This is a genomic window from Enterococcus sp. DIV0756, from assembly GCF_051710745.1.
Taxonomy (GTDB): domain Bacteria; phylum Bacillota; class Bacilli; order Lactobacillales; family Enterococcaceae; genus Enterococcus_A.
Genome location: NZ_JBIOLF010000001.1, coordinates 2,646,163 through 2,669,582 on the forward strand (window position 1 = coordinate 2,646,163; position 23,420 = coordinate 2,669,582).

21 protein-coding genes are annotated in these 23,420 nt (G+C 40.0%); 7 read left to right on the top strand and 14 right to left on the bottom strand.

The window, feature by feature from the left end:
* Positions 1–182: 182 nt before the first annotated feature.
* Complete coding sequence (locus IGI44_RS12885) at positions 183–854, bottom strand: ABC transporter ATP-binding protein (protein WP_438788109.1); 672 nt, start codon at positions 852–854, stop codon at positions 183–185.
* Position 855: 1 nt separating this feature from the next.
* Positions 856–1,926 (bottom strand): ABC transporter permease, encoded by a 1,071-nt coding sequence (locus tag IGI44_RS12890; protein WP_438788111.1) that lies wholly within the window; start codon positions 1,924–1,926, stop codon positions 856–858.
* Positions 1,927–2,034: 108 nt separating this feature from the next.
* Here IGI44_RS12890 and IGI44_RS12895 point away from each other — a divergent pair, with 108 nt between their 5' ends.
* Positions 2,035–2,625, top strand: a complete 591-nt coding sequence (locus tag IGI44_RS12895; protein WP_438788112.1) for a TetR/AcrR family transcriptional regulator — start codon at positions 2,035–2,037, stop codon at positions 2,623–2,625.
* A 32-nt stretch (positions 2,626–2,657) separates the two neighbouring features.
* Here IGI44_RS12895 and thrS read toward each other — a convergent pair whose 3' ends face one another.
* The 4 genes from thrS to IGI44_RS12915 all read right to left on the bottom strand — a co-directional run bounded on the left by thrS (position 2,658) and on the right by IGI44_RS12915 (position 9,395).
* Complete coding sequence (thrS, locus tag IGI44_RS12900; RefSeq protein ID WP_438788113.1) at positions 2,658–4,565, bottom strand: threonine--tRNA ligase; 1,908 nt, start codon at positions 4,563–4,565, stop codon at positions 2,658–2,660.
* 375 nt (positions 4,566–4,940) lie between these two features.
* Complete coding sequence (locus IGI44_RS12905) at positions 4,941–7,622, bottom strand: ABC transporter permease (RefSeq protein ID WP_438788115.1); 2,682 nt, start codon at positions 7,620–7,622, stop codon at positions 4,941–4,943.
* 147 nt (positions 7,623–7,769) lie between these two features.
* Positions 7,770–9,113, bottom strand: coding sequence for a PFL family protein (locus IGI44_RS12910; RefSeq protein ID WP_438788117.1), 1,344 nt, complete (start codon positions 9,111–9,113; stop codon positions 7,770–7,772).
* Between the two features lie 12 nt (positions 9,114–9,125).
* Positions 9,126–9,395: an ACT domain-containing protein gene (locus tag IGI44_RS12915; protein ID WP_438788118.1), complete on the bottom strand. Its 270-nt coding sequence runs from the start codon at positions 9,393–9,395 to the stop codon at positions 9,126–9,128.
* Between the two features lie 425 nt (positions 9,396–9,820).
* Here IGI44_RS12915 and IGI44_RS12920 point away from each other — a divergent pair, with 425 nt between their 5' ends.
* A complete protein-coding gene (locus IGI44_RS12920) occupies positions 9,821–10,552 on the top strand; it encodes an NADPH-dependent oxidoreductase (protein WP_438788119.1) in 732 nt (243 codons plus the stop codon).
* Positions 10,553–10,571: 19 nt separating this feature from the next.
* Here IGI44_RS12920 and IGI44_RS12925 read toward each other — a convergent pair whose 3' ends face one another.
* The 5 genes from IGI44_RS12925 to IGI44_RS12945 all read right to left on the bottom strand — a co-directional run bounded on the left by IGI44_RS12925 (position 10,572) and on the right by IGI44_RS12945 (position 14,775).
* Entirely contained in the window at positions 10,572–11,315 is a 744-nt protein-coding gene (locus IGI44_RS12925; protein ID WP_438788120.1) for a cyclase family protein, read from the bottom strand.
* Positions 11,316–11,466: 151 nt separating this feature from the next.
* On the bottom strand, positions 11,467–12,405 hold the full coding sequence (locus tag IGI44_RS12930; protein ID WP_438788121.1) for an NADP-dependent oxidoreductase: 939 nt from the start codon (positions 12,403–12,405) through the stop codon (positions 11,467–11,469).
* A 63-nt stretch (positions 12,406–12,468) separates the two neighbouring features.
* Positions 12,469–12,834 carry a DUF1722 domain-containing protein gene (locus tag IGI44_RS12935; protein WP_438788122.1) on the bottom strand — a complete coding sequence of 122 codons (366 nt, stop codon included), beginning with the start codon at positions 12,832–12,834 and terminating at the stop codon, positions 12,469–12,471.
* 143 nt (positions 12,835–12,977) lie between these two features.
* Complete coding sequence (locus IGI44_RS12940) at positions 12,978–13,658, bottom strand: fructose-6-phosphate aldolase (RefSeq protein WP_438788123.1); 681 nt, start codon at positions 13,656–13,658, stop codon at positions 12,978–12,980.
* A 160-nt stretch (positions 13,659–13,818) separates the two neighbouring features.
* Complete coding sequence (locus IGI44_RS12945) at positions 13,819–14,775, bottom strand: sugar-binding transcriptional regulator (RefSeq protein WP_438788124.1); 957 nt, start codon at positions 14,773–14,775, stop codon at positions 13,819–13,821.
* Positions 14,776–14,929: 154 nt separating this feature from the next.
* On the opposite strand from IGI44_RS12945, the gene IGI44_RS12950 reads away from it, so the two are divergent.
* Positions 14,930–15,406 (top strand): YbaK/EbsC family protein, encoded by a 477-nt coding sequence (locus tag IGI44_RS12950; protein ID WP_438788125.1) that lies wholly within the window; start codon positions 14,930–14,932, stop codon positions 15,404–15,406.
* 86 nt (positions 15,407–15,492) lie between these two features.
* Here IGI44_RS12950 and IGI44_RS12955 read toward each other — a convergent pair whose 3' ends face one another.
* Positions 15,493–16,143, bottom strand: coding sequence for a B3/B4 domain-containing protein (locus IGI44_RS12955; RefSeq protein WP_438788126.1), 651 nt, complete (start codon positions 16,141–16,143; stop codon positions 15,493–15,495).
* A 127-nt stretch (positions 16,144–16,270) separates the two neighbouring features.
* Between IGI44_RS12955 and IGI44_RS12960 the strand changes: the two genes are divergently transcribed.
* Positions 16,271–16,954, top strand: coding sequence for a metal-dependent hydrolase (locus IGI44_RS12960; RefSeq protein ID WP_438788127.1), 684 nt, complete (start codon positions 16,271–16,273; stop codon positions 16,952–16,954).
* 104 nt (positions 16,955–17,058) lie between these two features.
* Positions 17,059–18,084: a threonine aldolase family protein gene (locus IGI44_RS12965; RefSeq protein ID WP_438788128.1), complete on the top strand. Its 1,026-nt coding sequence runs from the start codon at positions 17,059–17,061 to the stop codon at positions 18,082–18,084.
* 234 nt (positions 18,085–18,318) lie between these two features.
* Here IGI44_RS12965 and IGI44_RS12970 read toward each other — a convergent pair whose 3' ends face one another.
* Together IGI44_RS12970 and IGI44_RS12975 are read right to left on the bottom strand one after the other, a co-directional pair.
* The gene (locus IGI44_RS12970) at positions 18,319–19,878 is read right to left on the bottom strand and encodes a PucR family transcriptional regulator (RefSeq protein ID WP_438788129.1); all 1,560 of its coding nucleotides are present in this window, start codon (positions 19,876–19,878) and stop codon (positions 18,319–18,321) included.
* Between the two features lie 366 nt (positions 19,879–20,244).
* Positions 20,245–20,832, bottom strand: a complete 588-nt coding sequence (locus tag IGI44_RS12975; RefSeq protein WP_438788130.1) for an ATP-dependent Clp protease proteolytic subunit — start codon at positions 20,830–20,832, stop codon at positions 20,245–20,247.
* Between the two features lie 290 nt (positions 20,833–21,122).
* On the opposite strand from IGI44_RS12975, the gene IGI44_RS12980 reads away from it, so the two are divergent.
* On the top strand, positions 21,123–22,553 hold the full coding sequence (locus IGI44_RS12980; RefSeq protein WP_438788132.1) for an APC family permease: 1,431 nt from the start codon (positions 21,123–21,125) through the stop codon (positions 22,551–22,553).
* Positions 22,554–22,700: 147 nt separating this feature from the next.
* Positions 22,701–23,399, top strand: a complete 699-nt coding sequence (locus tag IGI44_RS12985) for a DUF554 domain-containing protein (RefSeq protein ID WP_438788133.1) — start codon at positions 22,701–22,703, stop codon at positions 23,397–23,399.
* Positions 23,400–23,420 lie beyond the last annotated feature (21 nt).

The window sequence follows — 23,420 nt, forward strand, 5'->3', positions numbered from 1 at the left end:
ATTCCCTGCTTTCTAAAAAATTTGCGAATTTTACATTCGTCCAAATTCTTTCTAATAAACGAATAAAAAGCCTACTTTTCATCTGCCAATCTAATTGTTTTCAGTTCGATTCACTATCGAACACTTAGAAAAGCAGAACTGCCAACCTGACTATCATACACAGGAAACAGGGAATATGGCAACTATTGTTTTAATAAAAGTTCGCCGTCCTTCATTTGATAAACTTTGTCACTCCATTGTGTCATTCGTTCATCATGTGTGACCATGACGATTGCCTTGCTGCGCTCATGCGCTTCTTTCGCTAAGAGTTTCACCACATCAAACGCGTGATCCGAATCAAGACTAGCAGTTGGTTCGTCCGCTAAAATTAATTGTGGATCATTGAATAAGGAACGGGCAATCGCCACTCGCTGTCTTTCACCACCAGACAGAGCTTTAGGATACTGTTCCCGCAGCTCCCAAACATCTAGAGATTTAAGTAATTCTTCAATTTTTGCTGCATTTTTTTCTTTTTCAATTTTTTCTACCAATTGAAATTGCTCTTGTACTTTTAAAAATGGAATCAAATTGGAGCTTTGGAGAATAAATCCGATTTCCTTGAAGCGAGCCTTTGATCGTTCTTTCTCGTTCATTCGTCCAAAATCTGACCCATTGATGGTTATCTTTCCTTCAGTTGGTGTCTGTAAGCCACCGGCGATTGTCAAAAAGGTGCTTTTTCCTGAGCCTGAGGGACCGATCACACTAACAAACTCTCCTTCAGCAACATTAAAATCAATTTTCTTTAACGCCGTCACTTCTGTATGGCCTTGTCCAAATCGTTTCACTACTTTTTCCATCATTAAAACATCGCTCATCTTATTCTCCTCCAATCGCGGTTACTGGATCAACCTTAGTTACAGTACGGATCGAGAATAACCCGCCGATCATAGCCACCAGAACTAAAGTCAAACTGTATACTGCCCATTCTTCCCAGTGAACTGCGAATGGCATTGCACTTGGTAAGACCAAACTTGTCAGTATACTCAGCCCACCAGCAATTGCAACGCCCATAATTCCTACTAGAAAAGCCTGTGCTAGAATCGAACGCACTAAATAACCTGTCGCCACGCCTTGCGCTTTCATCACCCCGAAAATCGCTGTTTTTTGTAAGGTAATTACATACATAAAAATACCGATAATCGCAGCTGCTACGACAAACAAGAAATAAATCATTGTATTCAACGTTAATTTCTCTGGTGTGTAGCCGGGGATATTTTCAATAAACGTCTCAGGTGACATTTTTTCTAATGTGGTTTGTCCCTTTGGATTGTCCACTGACGTTTTTCCCTTTGTCGCAATCAAATTGATCGGTTCATTAGTTGTCGGTTGAGAACCATACTTCAACGTTTTGAAAGTTGCAGGATTCAAATAGATTACCGGAGCAAGTGTATAAGTTGTTTCTTTTGTAACACCAACGATCTTCAATGTTTGATCATTGACTTTTATCCTTTGGTTTAATTTGTATCCTTCTGACAAAAGATTTTCTGATGCAATGACTTCGTTATCATTCTTATATAGTCGACCTTTGGTTACTTTCGGAACAATAAAAGACTTATTGTCTGTACCGAAAATGGACACATTCGTCTTATCGCCACCTGACTTTTTCTCTACAGCCGTTGAGTAAATACCGACTCCGGCTATTTCTTTGGCAGATACGCGGTCCATATCCTTTTTCTGTAATTGGGAAGCATTAGCAATTTTATTACTGTCTTCAGACAAAATAATTGCTGAAGACTTCCAATCATCGATCGCAGTTCTATTTCCGTCAGCCAATCCATTAGCTAACCCCGATAACATGAGGACCACATAAGCCACCAAAATCATAATTCCTACAATCAAGCCATATCTTAACTTCGCATAGCGAATTTCTTTCCAAGCTAAAAACATAGTTATCACCCTTTCTGTAGAAAGAATACTCCTTCGGTGACAAAATGTCACCATTTTTGCTTCTGTGCTATACTATAGATAAGAATGAAATATTTTTGGGGGTGCACCATGCCGAAAAAAACGTTTTTAAATTTACCAGAGGATAGACAAGCAGAAATACGCGCTTTGCTATTAACGATTTTTTATGAGAAACCGGTGAGTCAGGTCAAAGTCAGCGAAATCGTTACGGCACTGCAAATGTCCCGGGGAATTTTTTATAAATATTTTGAAGACTTGAATGATGCTTACGATTATTTAATTCACTACTATGCTGGACAGATTCATGGAGAAATTATTGATTACATGACCCAGCAGGAGGACGATTTCTTTCAGGGAATCGAAGCTTTTTTACTTTTGTATGTTGGATTGGATCAAAGGTCTGATCGCTATCGCCAATTAGTTCTCTTGGCACAAAACAGCTATTTATTCTCTTACAGGCCAGAGGCAGATCATGGTGTCGCCGCTTGGAAAGAACTCTTAGAGAAGAACCATTTTGAAATGAACACGACGGATGAGCAAATTAGTTTTTTGTATTTTTCCATGAAGCTGGTGATCGACTCATTAACTGACATGTTGGCGAATAATTGGGGAGAAAAAGAATTACTAAAGGATTTTCGCTTTAAATCTCACTGGTTGCTTGAAGGCATCAAAAAACGCTGAAGTGCGCTTCAGCGTTTTTTTGTCTATTGATTTTAGTAGTACTGATGATTTTTCTCTTGTACTTGCTGTTTAAGCAGGTTCATAAATTCACTCTTGGACATTTGTTTGACTGTATCCGTCCCCTGTTTACGAACTGAAAACAATCCTTCGTTCATCTCTTTGTCACCGATCACCAAGATGTAAGGAATTTTCCTTAATTCAGCCTCACGGACTTTTTTACCTAGTTTCTCATTGCGCAAATCTTTTTCTACACGAATTCCCGCTGCATGAAATTCTTGGAATAAATCCTCTACACCAGCTTCATGAGGCTGGGCAACATTGATCAATGCCACTTGTTTTGGTGCTAACCAGAGCGGAAAAGCACCTGCATAGTGTTCGATTAAAATTCCTAAGAAACGATCTAAGGACCCAAAAACAGCGCGATGGATCATTACCGGTTGTGCTTCCTGATTATGCTCGTCTACATACGTTAAATCAAACTTCTCCGGCATTTGAAAATCTAACTGAACCGTCGCACATTGATGACTGCGATTCAAGGCATCCTTAATATGAATGTCGATCTTCGGTCCATAAAAAGCGCCATCACCTTCATTGATATTGTACTTGTAACCAAGATCAGTCAATACCTTTCCTAATGAAGCTTCTGCTTCATCCCACAGTTCGATCTCACCCATAAAATCATCTGGTCGAGTCGAAAGTTCTACACCGTACTCAAAACCAAATATTTTATAAACCTCATCAATGATTTTCAAGGCCAAAGCAATTTCTTGCTCGATCTGATTGCGGCGCACGAAAATATGCGCATCGTCTTGGCAGAAGGTCCGAACTCTAAGTAAGCCGTTTAAAGCCCCGCTAAATTCATGCCGATGGACCTGTCCAAATTCCGCCATCCGCATTGGTAGATCACGGTAGGACCGTTTACGATCCTTGAAGATCAAACAATGCCCCGGACAATTCATTGGCTTCAACGCATAATCCTCGTCCGCAACCTTAGTAAAGTACATATTATTTTTATAATGATCCCAGTGACCTGAACGTTCCCACAAGCGTTGATTCAAAATCAGTGGTGTCTTAACTTCCTTATAGTCGTATTTTGCCTGCAATTCTCGTAAAAACTTTTGCAATTCATTCCGAATGATCAGACCATTTTCCAAGTAAAAAGGCATTCCCGGTGCTTCTTCCGAAAACATAAACAGATCGAGTTCCTTGCCTAATTTTTGATGACTACGTTTTTCAGATTCTTCTAAGTAATCTAGATGAGCAAGAAGCTGGGCTTTTTCTGCAAAGACCACACCCATAACCCGTTGCAGCATTTCATTTTCCGGTTTTCCATGCCAGTAAGCACCAGAAACTTTTAACAATGAAAAATATTGTGCTGTGGCTACTTCAAGCGCCATTGGTTCAAGGAAAAACTCGGTTACATTACCAAATGAATAGACAAAGACTCGTTGCGCCGCTGCGAATCCCGCTAAGGCATCAAGCTTTAATTCATTGTCTTTGAAAATTTCTCTTGCTTCAGAAACGCTTAATGTCGCACTTTCAATTGAAACGTCTGATTTTATTTGTTTTTTGATATGATGCTCTAAATCTTTCAAAATCAACGCACTCAATGGTTGTTTCACGCGTAAATCGACCCAAACAGTTTGATCTTCCCGCTGAGCCTTAGCAAAAAGTGCTTCAGGATAACGTGCTTTGATCGCCTCTTCTAACAGCAAACTAACCAACTGACAAATAGCGGTAGCTCCTTCTGGAGACGAGCAATCATAAAAAGCGATCTCGGCGTTTGCTTTCACTGGAGTTGCTAAATCAACAAGCTCGCCATCAATGCTGCCGACGACTGCCTCTTCCATCAATTGATTTTTTATCTCGAACAAAGTGGTGTATTTTTCCACCCTTCGCTTGCTTCCATCTGGTAACACAATTTCGATTTCTTTTGACATCCAACTCAACTCCGATCCGCTTTTTCAAACCATGCTTTCCTGCGTACCTTTTCCTACTAATTTTAACAAAAGGCTTGAAGGGTTTTCAATAAAAAAACGTCCCTATAAAAAATAGGGACGTGAATAAACGTGTTACCACCCAAGTTCCCAAAAAGTGTAGACTTTCTGGCTTGTACGATAGATAACGGGAATCACCCGGACCGTTTTGCGGTCGCTCAAAGGGAGTAATCTGTTTTTCTCAATCAGAAGCTTCCAGCCGTGACTTCTTTCTCTAGTGACGAGGAACAAAATCAGATCTTGTCCTTCTCATTGCATTATATTATTGAATAAAGCATAGCTCCACAAAAAATATTTGTCAACGCTTTTCTTTCGGGCTTATTCATTTGATTTCAATGCATCAATCATATTGATACGGCGCAAACGAAAATGTGTCGCGACCATTACAATAACGGAGAAAAGAATCGTCAATCCACCAGATGAAAGGTAGGCTCCCGAACGAATCACTAAGGGAAACGTGATCGTCTCCATAGACGCTTGGTCCAAAATAAATTTAGTTAAAACAATGCCCAAACCATAACCGAATAAAATTCCTAGAATAGTAAAAACAAAATTCTCGCGGAATATATATGAGGTCACTTCTCGATCATAGAAGCCCAATACTTTGATCGTGGATAATTCTCTCACTCGTTCCGACACATTTATATTCGTCAAATTATATAACACAATAAAAGCCAATAAGCCTGACAAAACAACGAATATCCAAACAATGCCATCAAGATTATCCATCGAATTTTCCTGTGTTTCAATTTGCGTAGACACAAAAGAAGTATTCGTCACTTGGTCCGTACTTAACAACTTCCGTGACAACTCGTTTTCTTCTGAGTCCGTTAACTTTTTACTTTTGAGCAAATAGCTATTCACTATGAAATCTTTTCTACGAACTTGTTGATAATATTCTTTTGATAAATATAAAAAGTTTCCTAAGTAATTATCAGTAATAGCAGAAATTTTAACCTCAAAAGTTTGTTGGTCATCATCATAGACTTTCAACCTGTCACCTTTTTTCAAGTCAAACAGCTCCGCTAATTTCTGTGTAATCACTGCACCCTCATTTGACAGATTGAATGGTTCACCTTGATTCTTCAAATGCAGGTAATCTTTAAATTTCTGACGATTTTCCGGCACCATCATCGTCAATTTCTGATTAGCTTGGCCTTTTTGCTTCAATTCAATCGTTTGATTCATCATAGGCAATTCGCTGACCAGTTTTTTATTCTCAGAAAAAATTGTTTCAACTGTCGCTTTATCTGGCTGATCCTTTAGTGTGACAATCGCATCATAATCAATGATTGGTCCAAACTGCTTCTCTCCAACTGAACCTAATGAATCCTTCAAGCCTACTCCGGCAACCATTAACGCAGAACAACCAGCAATGCCGATCACCGCCATAATCATTCGTGATTTATAACGAAATAGATTGCGATAACTAACTTTCGAATTAAAACTCATACGCGACCAAATCGGCGTGATACGTTCCAAGAAAATTCGTTTTCCGGGTTTTGGCGCCTTCGGTTGGAGCAACACGGAAGGTTTTTCATGCAGCTCCCGCATCAATACAAGCATGGCTGCTCCCAGACTAGCAAACAAAAAGGCGATCGTTGCTTGGATGATCGGGCGGGATAAGTAAAAAGCTTTCACCCCAGGAAAATTATAACGATCACTGGAAAGCTCGAAAACTAATCGCGGTAGGGTATTTACACCAATAACACTACCTAGAACGATGCCAATCGTTGCTGCTGATAACGCATAAATAATGTACTTGATTGAAATTTCAAAACGTGAATAGCCGAGTGCCTTTAACGTACCGATCTCACGTCGATTTTCCTCCACCATCCGAGTCATTGTCGTAAAGGTGATCAATGCAGCTATGAAAAAGAAAAAGACAGGAAAGACATTAGCAATGGCAGCTATTCGGTCAGACAAATCACCATATTCTTGGAAGCCTGGATTGTCTGAACGCTGATCATAAGAATAGCTAGGTGTCTTTAACTCACTGATTTCTTTCTCACTATCACTGATTTTTTGCTGAGCATCCATTAATTTCTCACGATTGCTGCTGAGTTCCTTTTGTTGTGCTGCGAGCTCTGCTTGGGCCTGTTGCAATTGCGGATTTCCGGCAGGCATTACAGCTGCCTGCTGCTCTAACTGAGCTTTCGCTTGGTCTAATTCTTTTTGTCCAGCATCCACCTTGGCTAAGTTCTCAGTCACCTCGGCTTTTCTTGGTAGCAATTCCTTTTCTGCTGTATCTTTGATTTCTGCCGCACGTTCTTGTGGTCGATCTGCGAAAAGTTTTTCGACTTTATCGATATTTTGTTCCATCTTTTTCTCGTAGGCTTTGCCATACGTTTCTTTTCCATCAACATTTGAAAAGCGAACATAGATGACTGATTTTATCTCGTTGGAAAAATTACTCTCAGGTACATATGCGAAGAAATCAACATTACCATTTCCCACATTCGACAGCCCACGCTCTTCTGTGCTTATATACATGGGTGACTGAACAAACCCAACAATTTTAAAGCTCTTGCGTTTCAATTGATCCGGCTGATCAATTTTATATGTTTGATTTAGTCGATAACCTTCTTTTCTGGCTTTTTCATCCAAAACAATCTCGTCAGCTTTTTTGGGCAAATGCCCCGATTTTACGATCAATTGATTCTGTTGATTTCTTTGGTCATAAGAATAAAGCTTAACCACTTGGTTCTTATCACTATCCGCATAGAACAATTGATGTCCGCTTTCGACTTCCGCTCCAGAAATGTCTTCGGCAAGCTTCTCATCCGCTTTTGTCAGCCCACCAGTGGAGATAATTTGCAGATTTGATAACTCCTGCTGATCGACAAACTGACTAGCCGAATGATTTAAGATCGGACCAGTAGCCTTTATCCCGACATATAGTAATGTACCTAATAAAATAATTAAAACAATTGAAATGAAACGGCCTTTTGAGTATATGATTTCTCGTAAACTCGCCTTTAGATAGGTTTTATTTTTCATCTGTCTACTCCTGTTTTTTCGTCCATTTTATTTTAACACAAAACGTTTTCATGACTGGTACGAAAAAGTCTGACTAGAATCTAAAAAGAACACTACAAAAGTATCCACTCTTGCAGCGTTCTATTAAAAAAATCAATTTTATTGTGTTTAGTTTTTAAATGAGTGAATTGGGGCTGGAATTCGACCACCGCGAGCGATGAAATCATCAGAGCCAGCTGCATTAACAGCCATAACTGGTGCTCTACCCAACAAACCGCCAAATTCAACCATATCACCAATTTTTTTGTCTTTCGCTGGAATGATCCGAACAGCGGTAGTTTTATGATTGATCACACCAATCGCTGCTTCATCGGCAATCATTGCTCCAATAGTACTAGCAGGTGTATCGCCAGGAATCGCAATCATATCTAACCCTACTGAACAGATTGCTGTCATTGCTTCCAATTTTTCAATGGTTAACGAACCATTATTCACCGCATCAATCATCCCTGCATCCTCTGAAACAGGAATAAATGCGCCTGATAATCCGCCAACATGATTACAGGCCATGACACCGCCTTTTTTCACTGCATCATTTAATAATGCCAGTGCGGCAGTTGTTCCATGAGTTCCGACTGTTTCTAGACCCATTTCTTCCAGAACATGAGCCACTGAATCACCCACTGCTGGAGTTGGCGCTAATGATAGATCAACGATTCCAAAAGGTACATCTAGCCGTTCTGAAGCAATTTTCCCAACCATTTGTCCCATTCGAGTAATTTTAAAGGCGGTTTGTTTCACCGTTTCAGCGACGACATCAAAGGATTCCCCTTTGACTTTTTCCAGTGCCCGCTTCACAACACCTGGTCCGCTAACACCAACATTGATCACACAGTCCGCTTCTCCTACACCATGAAAGGCCCCTGCCATGAAAGGATTGTCTTCAACTGCATTGGCAAAAATTACTAGTTTCGCACACCCCATATCAGAAGCTTCTGCCGTCTCTTTGACGATTCGTCCGGTGTGTGCGACAGCATCCATATTAATTCCCGCTCTGGTCGAACCGATATTGACCGAAGCGCAAACAAAATCTGTTTCTGCTAATGCTTGAGGAATGGAATCGATTAGAATCCGGTCCCCGTGCTGATAGCCCTTTTCAACTAAAGCCGAGAATCCTCCTAAGAAATTAACGCCCACATCTTTCGCTGCTTTATCTAATGTTTTAGCAAATTTTACATAGTCTGTATCAGGAGTCGCTGCTGCGATAATTCCAATCGGTGTCACGGAGATACGCTTGTTAATGATCGGAATTCCATATTCAGCTTCAATCGACTCACCTACTTTAACTAAGTCTTTCGCTTTCGTAGTAATTTTGTTATAAATCTTTTCACAGGCGCGATCACTGTCGCTATCAATACAATCTAGCAATGATATCCCCATGGTAATCGTTCGAATATCTAGATTTTCTTCTTCGATCATTCGAATCGTTTCCATTATTTGATTGATTTCCACAAAGAGCCCTCCCTATAATTTATGCATCGTGTCAAAAATTTCTTGATTTTGAATACTAATTTTCACACCAAGTGTTTTACCCAGTTCATGAAGCGTTTCACGTGCTCCTTCAAAATCTTCTGTAGCATTGGTTAGGTCTACTAACATCATCATCGTGAAATAGTCCCCCATGATAGTTTGAGAAACATCTAAAATATTAATTTGTAATTCCGCTAATTTTTGACTAGTACCTGCTACGATACCAACCTTGTCTTTTCCAATAACCGTTACTACGCCACGCATTTGCATAACTCCTTTCAGATAATTGTTTCTCATTATAGCACAGTGATGGCAAAACGATGAGATTTTTATGAATTAAATCAAACCTTTTTATCAAAATGTTCGGATTTTGCAAGTTCCACTACTCGTATGCGTACGAAAGTAGCGGTTTTTTTCGCTCTTTGAAAAAAGCAGCCTCAATCCTGAGCTAGCTGTCAGTCCAGCTTTTTGCAGTTTGTTACATATTGAGATGAATCGCGTGTTTCTAAATTAGATTCATTTGATAAAAGTCTAGTTGGATGATAGGCGTACGAAAATCGTTTGCTCTTTTCTGTGGATTGCTTGTGCACAAGCAATCGCCCTCCAATATCGCTTTGCTTCCTATTGTCTTTTTCCTGTGATATATTCAACTTGACGAGTAAATTAGTATAAAAATAGGAGGCTTCTTGATGGAACTTTTTGAAACAATGCTCCAACATACATCGGTCCGCTCATTTACCCAAGAAAAACTATCTGACGAACGAAAGGAACAATTAGTCTTATCCGCCCAAAGTGCCAGCAGTTCTAACTTTTTGCAGGCCTTCTCAATAATTGAAATTACCGATTCCGAAAAAAGAAAAGCGATCGAACAAATCGCAAATTTCCCTGTCGATAATGGTGATAAAGGTACTCTTTATATTTTTGTTGCTGATCTAAATAAGCACGCACAGGTTTTAGCCTTGAATGGGGATTCGCTGGAACATCTACGCACCATGGAATCCTTAGTTGTGTCCATCGTTGATGCTACCTTGGCCGCTCAATCGATGGCTGTTTTTGCCGAATCGAATGATTTAGGAATTTGCTATGTCGGAGGGATTCGTAATAACCTGTTTAAAATGAAGGAATTGTTAGAACTTCCTGCATTAACCTATCCAGTATTCGGTATGTTTGTCGGCTATCCTGCTGAAAAAAATGAGGTGAAACCACGACTGCCGATTCATGCTGTACTTGGAGAAAATTCCTACCGATCATTAACGGCAGAAATGATCAACGACTATAACAAGACGACTTCAGACTACTATCAAGCTCGCAGCTCGAACATTCAGAGTACCAATTGGTCTGAAAAGGTGCGGCAACAATTTGAGTATCCTCGGCGAAAAAACACGGTGGAATTTCTTAAAAAGCAAGGTTTCGTTTTTTAAACGAAGCCTTGCTTTTCTCTTACTCTGTTGGAATTATGGCGATTGCACGAACGTTAAATCCTGGTGCATCTTTGACTTTTGGCACGCCAATCGAAATGGCGCCGCCAATTGGTGGAAGTTCCGTTAAACGATTCAGCACCTCAACTTGAAACTTATCCTGCTCCAACCAGTACAATTCCCCGATTAACCCTCCGTTTTTGGTGCAATTCACTGCCGAATCCGTATCCAACGTCTCATGACCGATCGCCGTTACGTTGCGTTCTTCATGTAAAAACTTCAAGGCTTCCAACGACCAACCAGGCGTGTGTGCCTGTCCGTCGTGATCAACATTGTAGAATGCTTCCAGATTCTCCCAACGTTTTGACCAGCCGCTGGCAAATGCGACAAAACTTTCTGCTGGGATTTCTCCATACTCCGCTTCAAAAGCAACAATATCTTCTACTGTCAGGGAATAATCAGGATTTTCGTTGACTTCTTTTTCTTTATTGATAACGATTAACGGCAATAGGAAATCTTTGATTGGTAACTGATCAACGGATACACGATTCTCTACGAAATGCACCGGAGCATCAATGTGGGTACCATATTGCGTCACTAGCTGATACTCTTTGGCAAAAAAGCCATCTTTCTTAACTGTGACTAGTGTTTTTTCCTGCATTGGTTGAAAAGACTGAAAATAAGGAATACCACCATAAATACTATGACTCAAATCAACCCATTTTTGCTGCTTCAAAAAATTTACACTATTCGTAATTTCACTCATACTGCTCCTCCTTAAATCGCTTTCATTTTTACTTAACGATACCGATAAATAAATTCCCTGTCAAATGACGATTTATGTTCCATTCCTGACCATACAATTTTTAAAAACGGGATAGAAAAAAGCTGCACCAAGTTTCGATGCAGCTTCTGAACTATTCATTGACTAAGACAATTTTTCCTTTAGCATGATGCGTTTCACTTAATTCATGTGCTTCCTTCACACCTTCCGCTGTTAACGGATACGTATGTCCGATGACACTTTTTACTTTTCCATCAGCCATTAGATCAGCAATCGCTTGTAATTGTTTCCCATCCGGTTGAAGCCAGATACTTTCCGCTACCGCAACGTTTTTAGCTAGCTCATCATCTGGTTGACTGACGATTGAGATCAGACGTCCGTTTTCATTCAATACTTTGAAGCTGTCTCGTTGAACGTCGCCGCCCATCGTATCAAAAACCAAGTCCACATCTTCTAATACTTCTGAAAAATCAGTTGTGTGGTAATCAATGACTTGATCAGCACCTAGCTCTTTTAACAGCGCATGATTTTTTTGACTTGCTGTAGTGATAACTGTTGCTCCAGCATTTTTTGCTAATTGAATCGCATAGATACCAACACCACCCGCACCAGCGTGAATCAAGACCTTTTCCCCAGCCTTTAGTTTCCCATGAGTGAATAATGCTTGATAAGCCGTTAACCCGGCTAAAGGAACAGCTGCCAACTCCTCAAACGAAATAGACTCAGGCTTATGTGCTAACAAGTGATCGTCAACAATCGTATAGTCTGCATATGTACCGAAGCGAGTCGTCTCTGGCCGAGCAAAAACAGCTTGTCCTACTTGCCAATCTGAGACTGCCGAACCAACTTCTACAATTTCACCAGCAACATCCCAACCCAAAATAATTGGAAAATCCCAAGGCATCATTTGTGCTAAATATCCTTCCCGTAATTTCCAGTCAATCGGATTAACTGACGTAGCTTTTACTTTCACCAAGACTTGGTGCTCGCCTAACTCAGGCAATGTTACTTTACTTTCTTTTAATTGGTCCGCATGACCATATTCTTCTATTACAACTGCGCGTGTTTCCATTCGTACATCCCTCCATATCGATCCATTATAAAAGTCTTATCAAAAATCTGGAAACGATTTGCTTCATTCAAATAAATGAGACGCCAGTAAATAGTCAACTTGATATTTTTCAGCCAATCTTTTCAAATAAGGAAGTGCTTCATTCGTCTCTTCATCCATCTGAGTTAAAAAAATAAAGAATTGTTGTCGCTCATCTGGTGTCGCCACATTTTTGAAATAGCCCCAAACATGTTCATAGGCATTCCTTTGCGCTTTTAAGTCAATCGGTAATTTCTTCACTGCGTCCACGTGTTGATAAAACAGCTCGGTCTTTTTTGCTGACCATTGATTGCCAGAAAAAAGCTGACGTAAATATAGGTATTCCTTTTGCGATTTTGCCATAACAAAGTATTTCCAACGAGCCCATTCTTTTTGAATCTCACGCATCATTTCCACCTCTTCCTCAGCTTAACATCTGACAATCCATTTTTTGAAGAAATAAGCCTGATTGCTCCTCAGAATAAATTGAGCATTTCTGCCAATAGTCGTAAAAAGACTGTAGACGTTCTCTGCCTACAGTCTTAAAACTTGTATTATAGATCAGCGATCGTTGTTCCTTCACCGAAGATAGTTTCCCAATCGCTTGTAAAATCAGTTACCGCTTGGGCAATTGACGGCATTGCGAACGCTTGTTGGAGAATATCAACACCCATTGTGGCTGCATGGCTGCCATTTTCTAGAGCAGCGTTAACCTGACCAACGTTTTTGAAGCTGGCTGCCAAGATTTTTGTTTCACTGTTCGTTCGAGCGATCTCCTCTGCCATTTCGAAAATAGCCTCCCGTGGATCAATATTCAAATTTTCCATCCGATTGAAATAGGGTGCAATATAATCTGCTCCAGCTGCAATTGCTAAATATGCTTGAAATTTCGTATAAATTGCAGTCGCTGTAACGTTGATGCCGCGACGTTTCAATTCCTTGATTGCCTTTAATCCAGGTTGATTGACCGGAATTTTGATAAACACCTTTTGATCAATGTTCCCTAAAATTGTTTCAGCATCCTTGATAATGCCTTCATAATCAGTGGCTACAACTTGTACATGTAATGAACGATGCTCCCCGATGATCCCACGAATTTCTTTCATGTGTTGGAAAAAAGCTATTTTTCCTTCTTTTTTTACGATTGAAGGGTTAGAAGTAACACCCGCAATTGGTAAAATGTCCGCAAATTTTTTAATATCCATCAGATTAGCTGTATCTAGCATAAATTCCATTTTGAAAAACTCCCTTACTCTTTTGTATAGAACTAGCATAGCATCTTAAAAAAGAGATTTCTGCTTTCTCTCCATAAAAAAAGCGAAAGACTTTACACCAAGCCTTTCGCGAATAAAAGTTTTAGAACAATCGCACAAATGTGCATTTTTTAAAGAGAACCTACTTTCGTTGTTTCAATCGTAAAATCTCCTGTGCCGTCTCTTGATCCGTAATTAATGTTTTCAAATAGCCTTGCTCCAGTAAAGGAACGATCGAGCGAGCCTTTGAAATTCCCCGAGCAATTCCTACTGATTGAGGGACCTTCATCAATTCAGCTAAAGATAATCCAATTGTTCGTTGATTTAACGCCCCGTTTAGCCGCTTTCCATAGCTATCGTAAAAACGACAACAGCAGTCTCCTACTGCTTCACGTAATTTTAATTCTTCATAATCTGCTGGCGACAACAAATCTCGCCATTGGCTTTTATGATAACTTAGCGGACCACCTACACCAACAATAACTAAATCGAGTCTCTTCCAGTACTCTTTTAAATCATGGAAATATTTCGAATTGAAAATTCCTTCAGCTAAATCCTTTGTTTCTTGAATGACCGTTGCATTGACGAATAAGCTGTGCCCACTCACTTTACGGGCCAACTCATAAACCAGTGTATTGACATGGTAACGGGAATTAATATGGCTTGGTCCGCCAACTACCGGAACAACTGAAACATTTGATAATTGTTTGGGGTCAATCTTGTTCACTGCCTGTCCGACACTTGCCCCCCATGACAGTCCCACCACCATATTATCGGTTAATTGACGGCGAATCCATGCCCCGGCTGTTTCAGCTAGTTGTTCTTCTTTCGCTTCCTCACTGCTGTCACTTTCAGTCGGGACTAATTCAACAGCAGTCAGATCAAAGACCTGCTTCAATTGCTCCTCTAACTCAAACAAACTCGCATCAAAATGATTGATCTTAATTTCTACAATGCCCTGCGTTTTAGCTTGACTCAACATCCGACTAACCGTTGTACGGTAAATATCCAATTCTTTAGCAATCTGAGCCTGTGTCAATTCTTGTTCATAATACATATAAGCAACTTTTGCTAATAATTTTCTCTTGTCCTCTTTCATATGCGTTTCCTCCCGTAAGAGCCTCTCTTCCATTCTAACAAAATATCATTTACTGCGTTCAATAAAGCGTGTATTATTATTTACTAAATAAACGTACAATAAATTGGTCTCATTACGAAAAAAAGTCCATTAAAATGAATTAGGAGGAAGTCAATTGTCTGTTGAATCTGTAAAAGAATACTTTTCACACTACGGAATAGCCGATCGTATCCAAGAATTTCCTGTCTCAAGTGCAACGGTGGAACTCGCAGCCCAAGCATTGAATTGCGCGCCCGAACGCATCGCAAAGACCTTGTCTTTTAAACTGAAAAAAGCGGATAAAAGTATTTTGATTGTCACTGCTGGTGATGCCAAAATTGATAATCCAAAATTCAAAGCCTTTTTTAGTGAGCGTGCTTTGATGTTAAAAGCGGACGAAGTCGAAGCAACCATTGGGCATCCCGTTGGAGGTGTCTGTCCTTTTGGCATCCATGCAGGCATTCCTGTTTATTTGGATGAATCGTTGAAACGTTTCGAAACTGTTTATCCTGCCTGTGGCGCACCAAACAACGCGATCGAATTGACCATCCCTGAATTAGAACAGTATACACAGTTCAAAGAATGGGTTGATGTTTGTAAAAACTGGGAATAAAAAATACGAGGCAGTATATTGAAGCGACCTCCAAAGGATGGACCAAAAATCTAACCTTTGGGGTCGTTTCGTTTGCCTCGTGTTCTTTAGATAATTCCCTGATCAATGATTCGACAATCAGTTAGATAGTTCTCCAAAACGGCTTTAACTTCCGCCTGATCAATGATTGTTTCAGCTTGAAACTGATAGCCGACTAATAACGCCCGTGTCGTGTCTTCAGCTATCATTCCCCGTGTTGCGTCAGCTGTCGGACTACCAAATGCCCCCGCATCATCCGTTAGTACCAAAAGATTCTCAATATTAACCGATTTATTTCCGATGCCTGCGTAGCGTTCACCCGCTTGTCCGACCGTCAATTGGAGAGGCTCCGTGACTTTTTGCAGATCGTATGCCCCAAATGGCAAGCGCCATTTTAATGAAAAATAATTATTCAAATCTACAAGTGCATTGATCTGATACAGCCCTTTTTTCTGAACGATGCGCCGCCACAAGCTATCAGAGGAAGGTCTAAATCGTGCAGGATCTTTTCCTAATACTCGATAGACTTTTTTTGTTGCAGCAATCTGCGGATCTTCTTTAATGGTTTCCATCGTATCATTGGCCTCGATCGTTTTAATCAATGGGTCTAGCCTTTCCTCCCAGATTTTTTCATTGTGGGCTTCATTGACAAACTCAATAACGCTATAAGCTAAAGATACTCCCTGTTCCTTTACTTTTGGATCAATTGTTAATCGCATATTCTTCCCTCCATCATTTCTAAATCTGCTTTTCCTCTAGTTTAAACGATTTCACGATAAAGCAAAAGCTTACATATTCTTGCTAGCCTTGGTTATAATAGACAATATAGAAAGAGAGGGATAGACGATGAAAATTACGTATCATGGTCACTCCGTTCTATCAATCATTACAGAAGACGGACAGAAATTGTTGTTTGACCCATTTATTACTGGAAATGCGTTGACTGACTTAACAGCCGATGAAGTGGAAACAGATTGGCTGCTAATCACTCATGGACACAGCGATCACGTCGGGGATATGATTCCAATTGCTAAACGCAACGACGCAACTATCATCAGTAATGTCGAAATTTGTAGCTTTGCAGAAAACAATGGGGTAACTAAAACACATGGGATGAACATCGGTGGGAAATTTGACTTTCCCTTTGGCCGTGTAAAAATGGTTCACGCTCAACACAGTTCTGGCTATGAAGTAGATGGACAAATGATCTATATGGGGGAACCAGCAGGTTTTATTTTCCAAACAGAAGGTAAAACAATCTATCATGCTGGCGACACTTCTAATTTTGGAGATATGGCACTTTTTGGTGAAGCTTTTGATATCGATCTTGCTTTTTTACCTATTGGAGACAATTTCACCATGGGACCTACTGAAGCGGCTAGTGCCGCTAAACGCTTAAAAGCAAAAAAAGTGGTTCCTATTCATTATAATACCTTTCCTGTCATCAAGCAGGACCCCTACGCTTTTGTCAAACTGCTGCCTGAAAATGTTGGCAAGGTTATGGACGTTGGAGAAACAATTGAGCTGTAATTTTCTAGAGATCTGTGAGCTGTTTTGTTCACAGATTTTTTGTTTGTTCTGCAAGACAATCTGCTACAATAAAAGAAAATGATTTCCATTGAAGGGAGTATTTGATGCTAAATTTTGAAAGTGATTATTTAGAAGGGGCACACGAAAAAATTCTACAACGTATGCTGGAAACAAATGAAGAAAAATTGAGTGGTTATGGCCGGGACAAATACTCAGCTTCTGCCATTGAAAAAATTCGCCAAGCCTGCCTTTGTCCTGAGGCAGATGTTTTTTTCATTGCTGGTGGTACGATGACTAACGCCTTAGTGATCGCCTCGTTGCTGAAAAAGATCGAAGGGGTGATTGCTCCCGAGACCGGACACATTACTACTCATGAAACAGGTGCCATCGAATTTTCTGGTCACAAGGTTTTAAGCCTCCCACAAAATAATGGAAAGATTTCAGCCCTGCAGATCCGCTCCTATCTCGAACAATTTTGGTCAGATGAGAATCGAGAATTCATGGTCTTTCCTGGAATGGTCTATTTGTCTCATCCAACAGAATATGGCACACTCTATTCGAAAGAAGAATTGAAGGGTATCTCTGAAGTATGTCGCGAATACAGTATTCCTCTCTTCATGGATGGCGCACGGTTAGGTTATGGACTGGCAAGTCCTGAATCTGATTTGACCCTGCCGTTAATTGCAGAATACTGTGATGTTTTTTATATCGGGGGAACCAAGGTCGGAGCCTTCTTGGGGGAAGCGATCGTCTTTACTAAAAATAATTTACCAGATTACTTTGTCGCGCATATGAAGCAACAAGGCGCACTGCTTGCTAAGGGCCGATTACTCGGGCTTCAATTCGATACTTTATTCACTGATCAATTGTATTTCCAAATTAGCCAGCACGCGATTGCAATGGCAATGCGATTGAAAAAAGGGCTATCTGAGAAGAATTACCGTTTTTATTTGAACTCACCAACCAATCAACAATTTGTTATCCTTGAAAACAAACAAATGGAGGCGTTAAAAAAAGAGGTTGCCTTCAGTTTTTGGGAAAAATACGACACAGATCATACCGTCATTCGTTTTGCGACGAGCTGGGCAACAAAAGAAGAAGACATTGATGCCCTATTGGCACTATTATAAAAAAGAGCTGACTCAAAAGTCTTTTAGACTTTCGGGTCAGCTCTTTTTCTTGAACAACCGGCGACTCACAAGTAGCGCCTGCGAAAAATTAGCCGAAAACTCACAAAAATGTGAAAACCATCGAGTAGATACCATTCAACATCCGTTCCCATGTTTCTTGGAAATTCTCAGCATGTCCTTCGTATTGCTTGAACCTGAACACGGACGTATCGGCTTCTTTTTCAGCGAAATAACCTACAAACTGATCAAACGATAGGTCAAACAAGCAACGTAACATTCATAGCTTTCCGAAAAGCGCATGACATTGTAGCCTAGCGCTTCACTGATTTTTTTAATTCGATACTTCACCGTGTTTTTATGGATGAATAATTGCTCGCTGCATACTTGAAAATCAGCGCCCGCATCCAATAAGAAACTACACAAAGTCATCAGCTGTTCCTTGCTGTCCATGATTGGCGACAACACGCTTAACGTCTCTTCAACCTCTGCTTCACCAGATTGAATCAACTTACTCGCATAGACCACTTGCCGAATCTCGCTGATAGAAAAGCTTTTCTTTCCATGAAACAGTCTTGGCAATTGCAAAGCAACTTTATTGACGAGCTGATACGTCATTCGGACATCTGTTGTGTTACGTAAGCGTGGGCACAACACAATACTATCAATCATCTCTTGATAAGGACTGGTCTGAAGATACGCCTCGCCTAACTCTAGTTCAGAGTCATTATGACAATAATTACCCAACAGAATAATTAATTGATCATCCATTAATTGAGCAACACACGTCTTGTAGTATTTAGAAGCATAGGCTAGAATATCTTGTTTCAATTTCTTTTCTTTTCTCAAATCATTCAGCTGAAGCAGCCACATTAAACCGATGCCTTTGACATCGATCTTTAAGTGATTGGCTAATCGATACATTTTTTCGCTTTCATCATTGAGGATCGCCTGTACCAAAGCGTACTCGCTAATTTCACCATGTTTCTTTCCCCATAAGTTCATCGCTACCTGCAGTAATTCGACGGATTGATTACATTCAGTTTCTGTCAAAAGATCATGCTCTTTCAGTAAATAAAACCGCAGGACGCCATTTTCTTTGTGGTACAGTTCCTTGTAAAAAACGGAAAAATCATTTTTCTGAACCTGTTTGCCATCCTCCACCACTACTCGGCGTAACAGCCGCTCTAAATCAACAGAGGAGTTTCGTGGCCATTTAATCTGATTGATTACTTCATTATCAGGATTAGTTAAAATGATATTGGTACGCAACAAATCAGAAAGCAGTCTCAAGGTGACTTCAACTGTTCGTAAATGTTCGGGTAAGAAGGAAGCTTTTTCTAAAACCTCATTTACAATGTTTTCTTTCGGGTGATCCTTTAAGATTTCCGCCATCACCTCTACGATAACCTCACTGTACCGAATTTGATTTTGATTTTTAGGCATTTGAATAATCACAAAGTCTAGATCTTCCGCTGTTCGAATCACTTCTGAGGATAATTTAGGAACGACGATCCCAACATAATAAAGAATAATCCCCAGCTCACCCATTTTATGTAGCCGACGAATCGTTTCACATTGCTTTCCTACATCGTCTTTGATGGTGAAAAATGAAGTCAGTGCCAATTCACCAGAGTGATATTCATTCGTCTCAAGCAAATCAACATAATCATCCATATCTGAAATGTCCAAGAAAGACAAGGAAGTGACCGTTTGATTTAAGCAATTTTGTCCACTCATCAACTGAGCTTCACGTAAAGAGGGTAGTCCTAACAACTCTTTTAATTTAGCACCCAAAATTATTCCTCCTTATTCCTATTAAGGTAATTATTTTTTTAAGGATAAAAACGAATTTGATTGTCGTTACGCCTCTCTTTTTACTGACCTGCTAAAGTAGAAGTAGATCGGGAAACGATTAACCTTAGATTTTTCACATCAAATTTTATTTTTCTTCTAACATTAGCAGATTCACTTTTTATTGTCTATCCATTTTTCCTCAAAAGTCATAAAATGATCCTGACAAAATGAAGTGAATAGCATAAACCACCGATTCCTTTAAAAATATGGCCTGCTTAACAGTCGAAAAAGAACAGGTACCTGCTAACTGAATACTAGCAGGTACCTGTTCTTTTTCTAAATTGTAAGTATATGAAGGAGATTCTTCTATTTAACTGCGGAGTCAGATTCGACAATTTTTCCAACAATTCCGTAATCTTTTGCTTCTTCGGCTGATAGCCAGAAATTACGATCTGTATCCTTTTCGATTTGTTCCAATGTTTGTCCAGTGGCTTTCGCAATCAATTTGTTTACGCGTTTACGCATACGCAAAATTTCTTTTGCTTCAATTTGAATTTCAGTTGATTGTCCCTGAACACCACCTGCTGGTTGATGGATCATATAGCGTGTATTTGGCAAGCTATAGCGGTCTTTTTTGTCTGCGGCTAAATAGATTGTAATACCTGCGCTCGCAACCCAACCCGTTCCAATCATTTTTACTTTTGGTTTAATGAAACGGATGACGTCATGGATCGTATCACCAGATTCTACGTGCCCGCCTTGACTGTTGATAAACATCGTAATGGGATCATCACTGATGGCAGAGAGATAAAGTAATTGCTCTGTCACTGACTTCGCCAGTTCTTGATTAATCTCCCCGTAAATCAAAATTGTCCGTTGCTTCAATAATTTTAACATCATTGGATTTTTTTCTTCTGATTTCTCCATTTCTTCTTCGGCTAAAAATTCATTCATATGAACATCCTCCTTTTTCTCTACATCTAGTATAGCCAAAAAGATTGGGAATGAACAGAAAGAGCCTTCAACTAAGGTTTATTCTGTCCCAGCAGAAATTCTATGCTAAACTGACTGTGAAAAAGTTTTTTTATTGGCAAAATCCTTTTTTTATGGGATGATAGATCGTATTTTGTGAACAGAAAGGGGATCTTCGTGACCTATCGAAATAAGCCTCCATCACTGACTTCTACTAATTGACCTTACTTATTAAAAAAAAAGAATCTGTAATAGAACTAGGAGCAGCTTATATGATTGAGGAAAAGAAACGTTTCATCTCATGGCCGGTACTTGCCATGATGTCATTTGTTACTGTCATAGGCTTTGATGATATTATTTACAATTTTGCGAATCAAGGATTGGGTGTTATCACTTCTTGGATAATCTTACTGCTATTATACGTGATCCCTTATTCTTTGATGGTTGGACAATTGGGTTCTGTTTTTAACCATGAAGGCGGCGGCCTAACCTCATGGGTCCGCGGAACCAGCGGCGATCGGCTAGGCTATTTTACGGCCTGGACCTATTGGGCAGCATCTATTCCTTATGTAGTCGATACAGCCAATGCAGTTGTTGTTGGGTTTGGCTGGCTGATCAACGGAAATGATTCTATGGAAGATAAAATGTCCAATTCGATGTTTGCCTTATTGACCTTCTGTGTTTTTCTAGCTTTTATTTTCTTGCAACGCCACTTTAAAAAGTCACTAGAAGTATTGAGTACCTTGGGCGGCGGTGCTATGTTCATCATGGCAATTTTATTCGTCTTTATGACCTTTGCTTCATTATTCATGCCAAATGGACATATCGAAACACAGCCGATGAACTTAGGTGCCATCATCCCCAAATTCGATCTTCATTATTTGACGACGATTGGGTTACTTATCTATGCCATCAACGGGGCCGAGTTGGTTGCCCCATTTGTCACACGGATGCGTAAGCCGCAGCGGGAATTTCCTAAAGCCATGATCATGCTGACCGTTATGACGATTTTCTTAACCGTCTTTGGTTCCTTCTCACTAGGAGTCTTCTTTAACGCCCATCATCTACCAAATAATTTGAAGATGAATGGTTCGTATTACGCCTTCCAGCGGTTAGGGGAATTCTTCCACCTAGGCAATACTCTGATGTATGTTTTTGCCGTCACCCAGATTATTTACATGTGCGCCTTGTTAGCTGTCTTACTAGATGCTATGACACGTATGTTAATCTCTGATACCGGTAAGCAGTTCATGCCGAAGAAATTAACGAAGCTGAACGATGAGGGTCTGCCTATCAATGGGTATATTTTAACCACTGCATTAAGTGCCTTTATCCTGTTATTGGGTGTCTTTCTACCCGAGATGAATGATATCTTTAACTGGCTATTAAACCTTAATGGCATTATTTCGCCAGGTGTAACATGTTGGATCTTCTACGCCTTTATCCGAATTCGCTTAGACAGTCAAAAATTTCAATCCGATTATGTCTTTATCAAAAATGACCGGATGGCTGTATTTGTTGGCGGTTGGTGCTTAGTTGTTACGATCATCGCAACTTTGTTCGGCGTTTTACCACAGGATGCACCTTATGGTTCAAGTCTGTTTTGGCACGAACTAATTATCAACATTATTGGCATTGCCGTATTGATCGGCTTGGGCTTTATTATGCCTGCTTTGGCGAAACGAGAACGTGAAAAAGCGTGATAATTTTTAAGACTGGAGCCGCCTTTTGTTTGAGGCAACTCCAGTCTTTTTTGATTGCTATTCAAAAACAATTCTACTCGTGGTAAGATGATGTCTAAACAAGACTTCATTGTTTTTTAATCGAAATCATAGAAACGGGTGGATGATATGTTGTTAGGGTCATTGGTGAATTGCCTCGCGATTATGGCTGGGAGCTTTTCAGGGATTGTTTTGCGAAATATCACAGAACAAACAAAGGATACGGTAACGAAAGGAATTTCATTAGGAGTCGTTGCTTTAGCGATTCAGATGTCGCTGCAGGCGAGTTCTTTTATCGTGATCATCATCAGTATTTGTCTCGGTGGAATGATTGGTGAATTTCTGAAAATCGAAGACTCCATGACTCGTTTGGGGTTATTTCTTGAAAATCGTTTTGCTCGAGGCAATAGCAACTTTGCAGAGGGCTTTGTCACAGCAACTCTCATTTACGTCATTGGCTCAATGGGGATTATCGGAGCAATCGAAAGCGGCGTTACCGGCAGCCATCAAACGCTGTTTACTAAAGCTGTAATGGATGGTTTCATGTCGATTATGCTGACAGCATCACTAGGAATCGGGGTACTATTCTCAGCCTTTCCAGTGTTAATTTATCAGGGAGCGATTACAATTTTTGCCAGTATGATTGTTCAGTATCTGCCCAAAGAACTTTTGGATAGCTTGATGAATGAAATCAGTGCAATCGGCGGCTTGATGATCTTAGCGATCGGCTTAAATGTTATGAAGTTGACCAAAATTCGTGTCTCGAACTATTTGCCAGGAATCATTGTTTTGATAGCCATCATGGTTGTCCAATATTATTACTTTTAATCAGCAGGTAAGTGGCGATTA

Excerpts from the sequence above, each read along its gene's own strand:
- IGI44_RS12885 (WP_438788109.1), bottom strand. The coding sequence starts at position 854 with ATGAGCGATGTTTTAATGATGGAAAAAGTAGTGAAACGATTTGGACAA.
- IGI44_RS12890 (WP_438788111.1), bottom strand. The coding sequence starts at position 1,926 with ATGTTTTTAGCTTGGAAAGAAATTCGCTATGCGAAGTTAAGATATGGC.
- IGI44_RS12895 (WP_438788112.1), top strand. The coding sequence starts at position 2,035 with ATGCCGAAAAAAACGTTTTTAAATTTACCAGAGGATAGACAAGCAGAA.
- thrS (WP_438788113.1), bottom strand. The coding sequence starts at position 4,565 with ATGTCAAAAGAAATCGAAATTGTGTTACCAGATGGAAGCAAGCGAAGG.
- IGI44_RS12905 (WP_438788115.1), bottom strand. The coding sequence starts at position 7,622 with ATGAAAAATAAAACCTATCTAAAGGCGAGTTTACGAGAAATCATATAC.
- IGI44_RS12915 (WP_438788118.1), bottom strand. The coding sequence starts at position 9,395 with ATGCGTGGCGTAGTAACGGTTATTGGAAAAGACAAGGTTGGTATCGTA.
- IGI44_RS12920 (WP_438788119.1), top strand. The coding sequence starts at position 9,821 with ATGGAACTTTTTGAAACAATGCTCCAACATACATCGGTCCGCTCATTT.
- IGI44_RS12925 (WP_438788120.1), bottom strand. The coding sequence starts at position 11,315 with ATGAGTGAAATTACGAATAGTGTAAATTTTTTGAAGCAGCAAAAATGG.
- IGI44_RS12930 (WP_438788121.1), bottom strand. The coding sequence starts at position 12,405 with ATGGAAACACGCGCAGTTGTAATAGAAGAATATGGTCATGCGGACCAA.
- IGI44_RS12935 (WP_438788122.1), bottom strand. The coding sequence starts at position 12,834 with ATGATGCGTGAGATTCAAAAAGAATGGGCTCGTTGGAAATACTTTGTT.
- IGI44_RS12940 (WP_438788123.1), bottom strand. The coding sequence starts at position 13,658 with ATGGAATTTATGCTAGATACAGCTAATCTGATGGATATTAAAAAATTT.
- IGI44_RS12945 (WP_438788124.1), bottom strand. The coding sequence starts at position 14,775 with ATGAAAGAGGACAAGAGAAAATTATTAGCAAAAGTTGCTTATATGTAT.
- IGI44_RS12955 (WP_438788126.1), bottom strand. The coding sequence starts at position 16,143 with ATGCGATTAACAATTGATCCAAAAGTAAAGGAACAGGGAGTATCTTTA.
- IGI44_RS12960 (WP_438788127.1), top strand. The coding sequence starts at position 16,271 with ATGAAAATTACGTATCATGGTCACTCCGTTCTATCAATCATTACAGAA.
- IGI44_RS12965 (WP_438788128.1), top strand. The coding sequence starts at position 17,059 with ATGCTAAATTTTGAAAGTGATTATTTAGAAGGGGCACACGAAAAAATT.
- IGI44_RS12975 (WP_438788130.1), bottom strand. The coding sequence starts at position 20,832 with ATGAATGAATTTTTAGCCGAAGAAGAAATGGAGAAATCAGAAGAAAAA.
- IGI44_RS12980 (WP_438788132.1), top strand. The coding sequence starts at position 21,123 with ATGATTGAGGAAAAGAAACGTTTCATCTCATGGCCGGTACTTGCCATG.
- IGI44_RS12985 (WP_438788133.1), top strand. The coding sequence starts at position 22,701 with ATGTTGTTAGGGTCATTGGTGAATTGCCTCGCGATTATGGCTGGGAGC.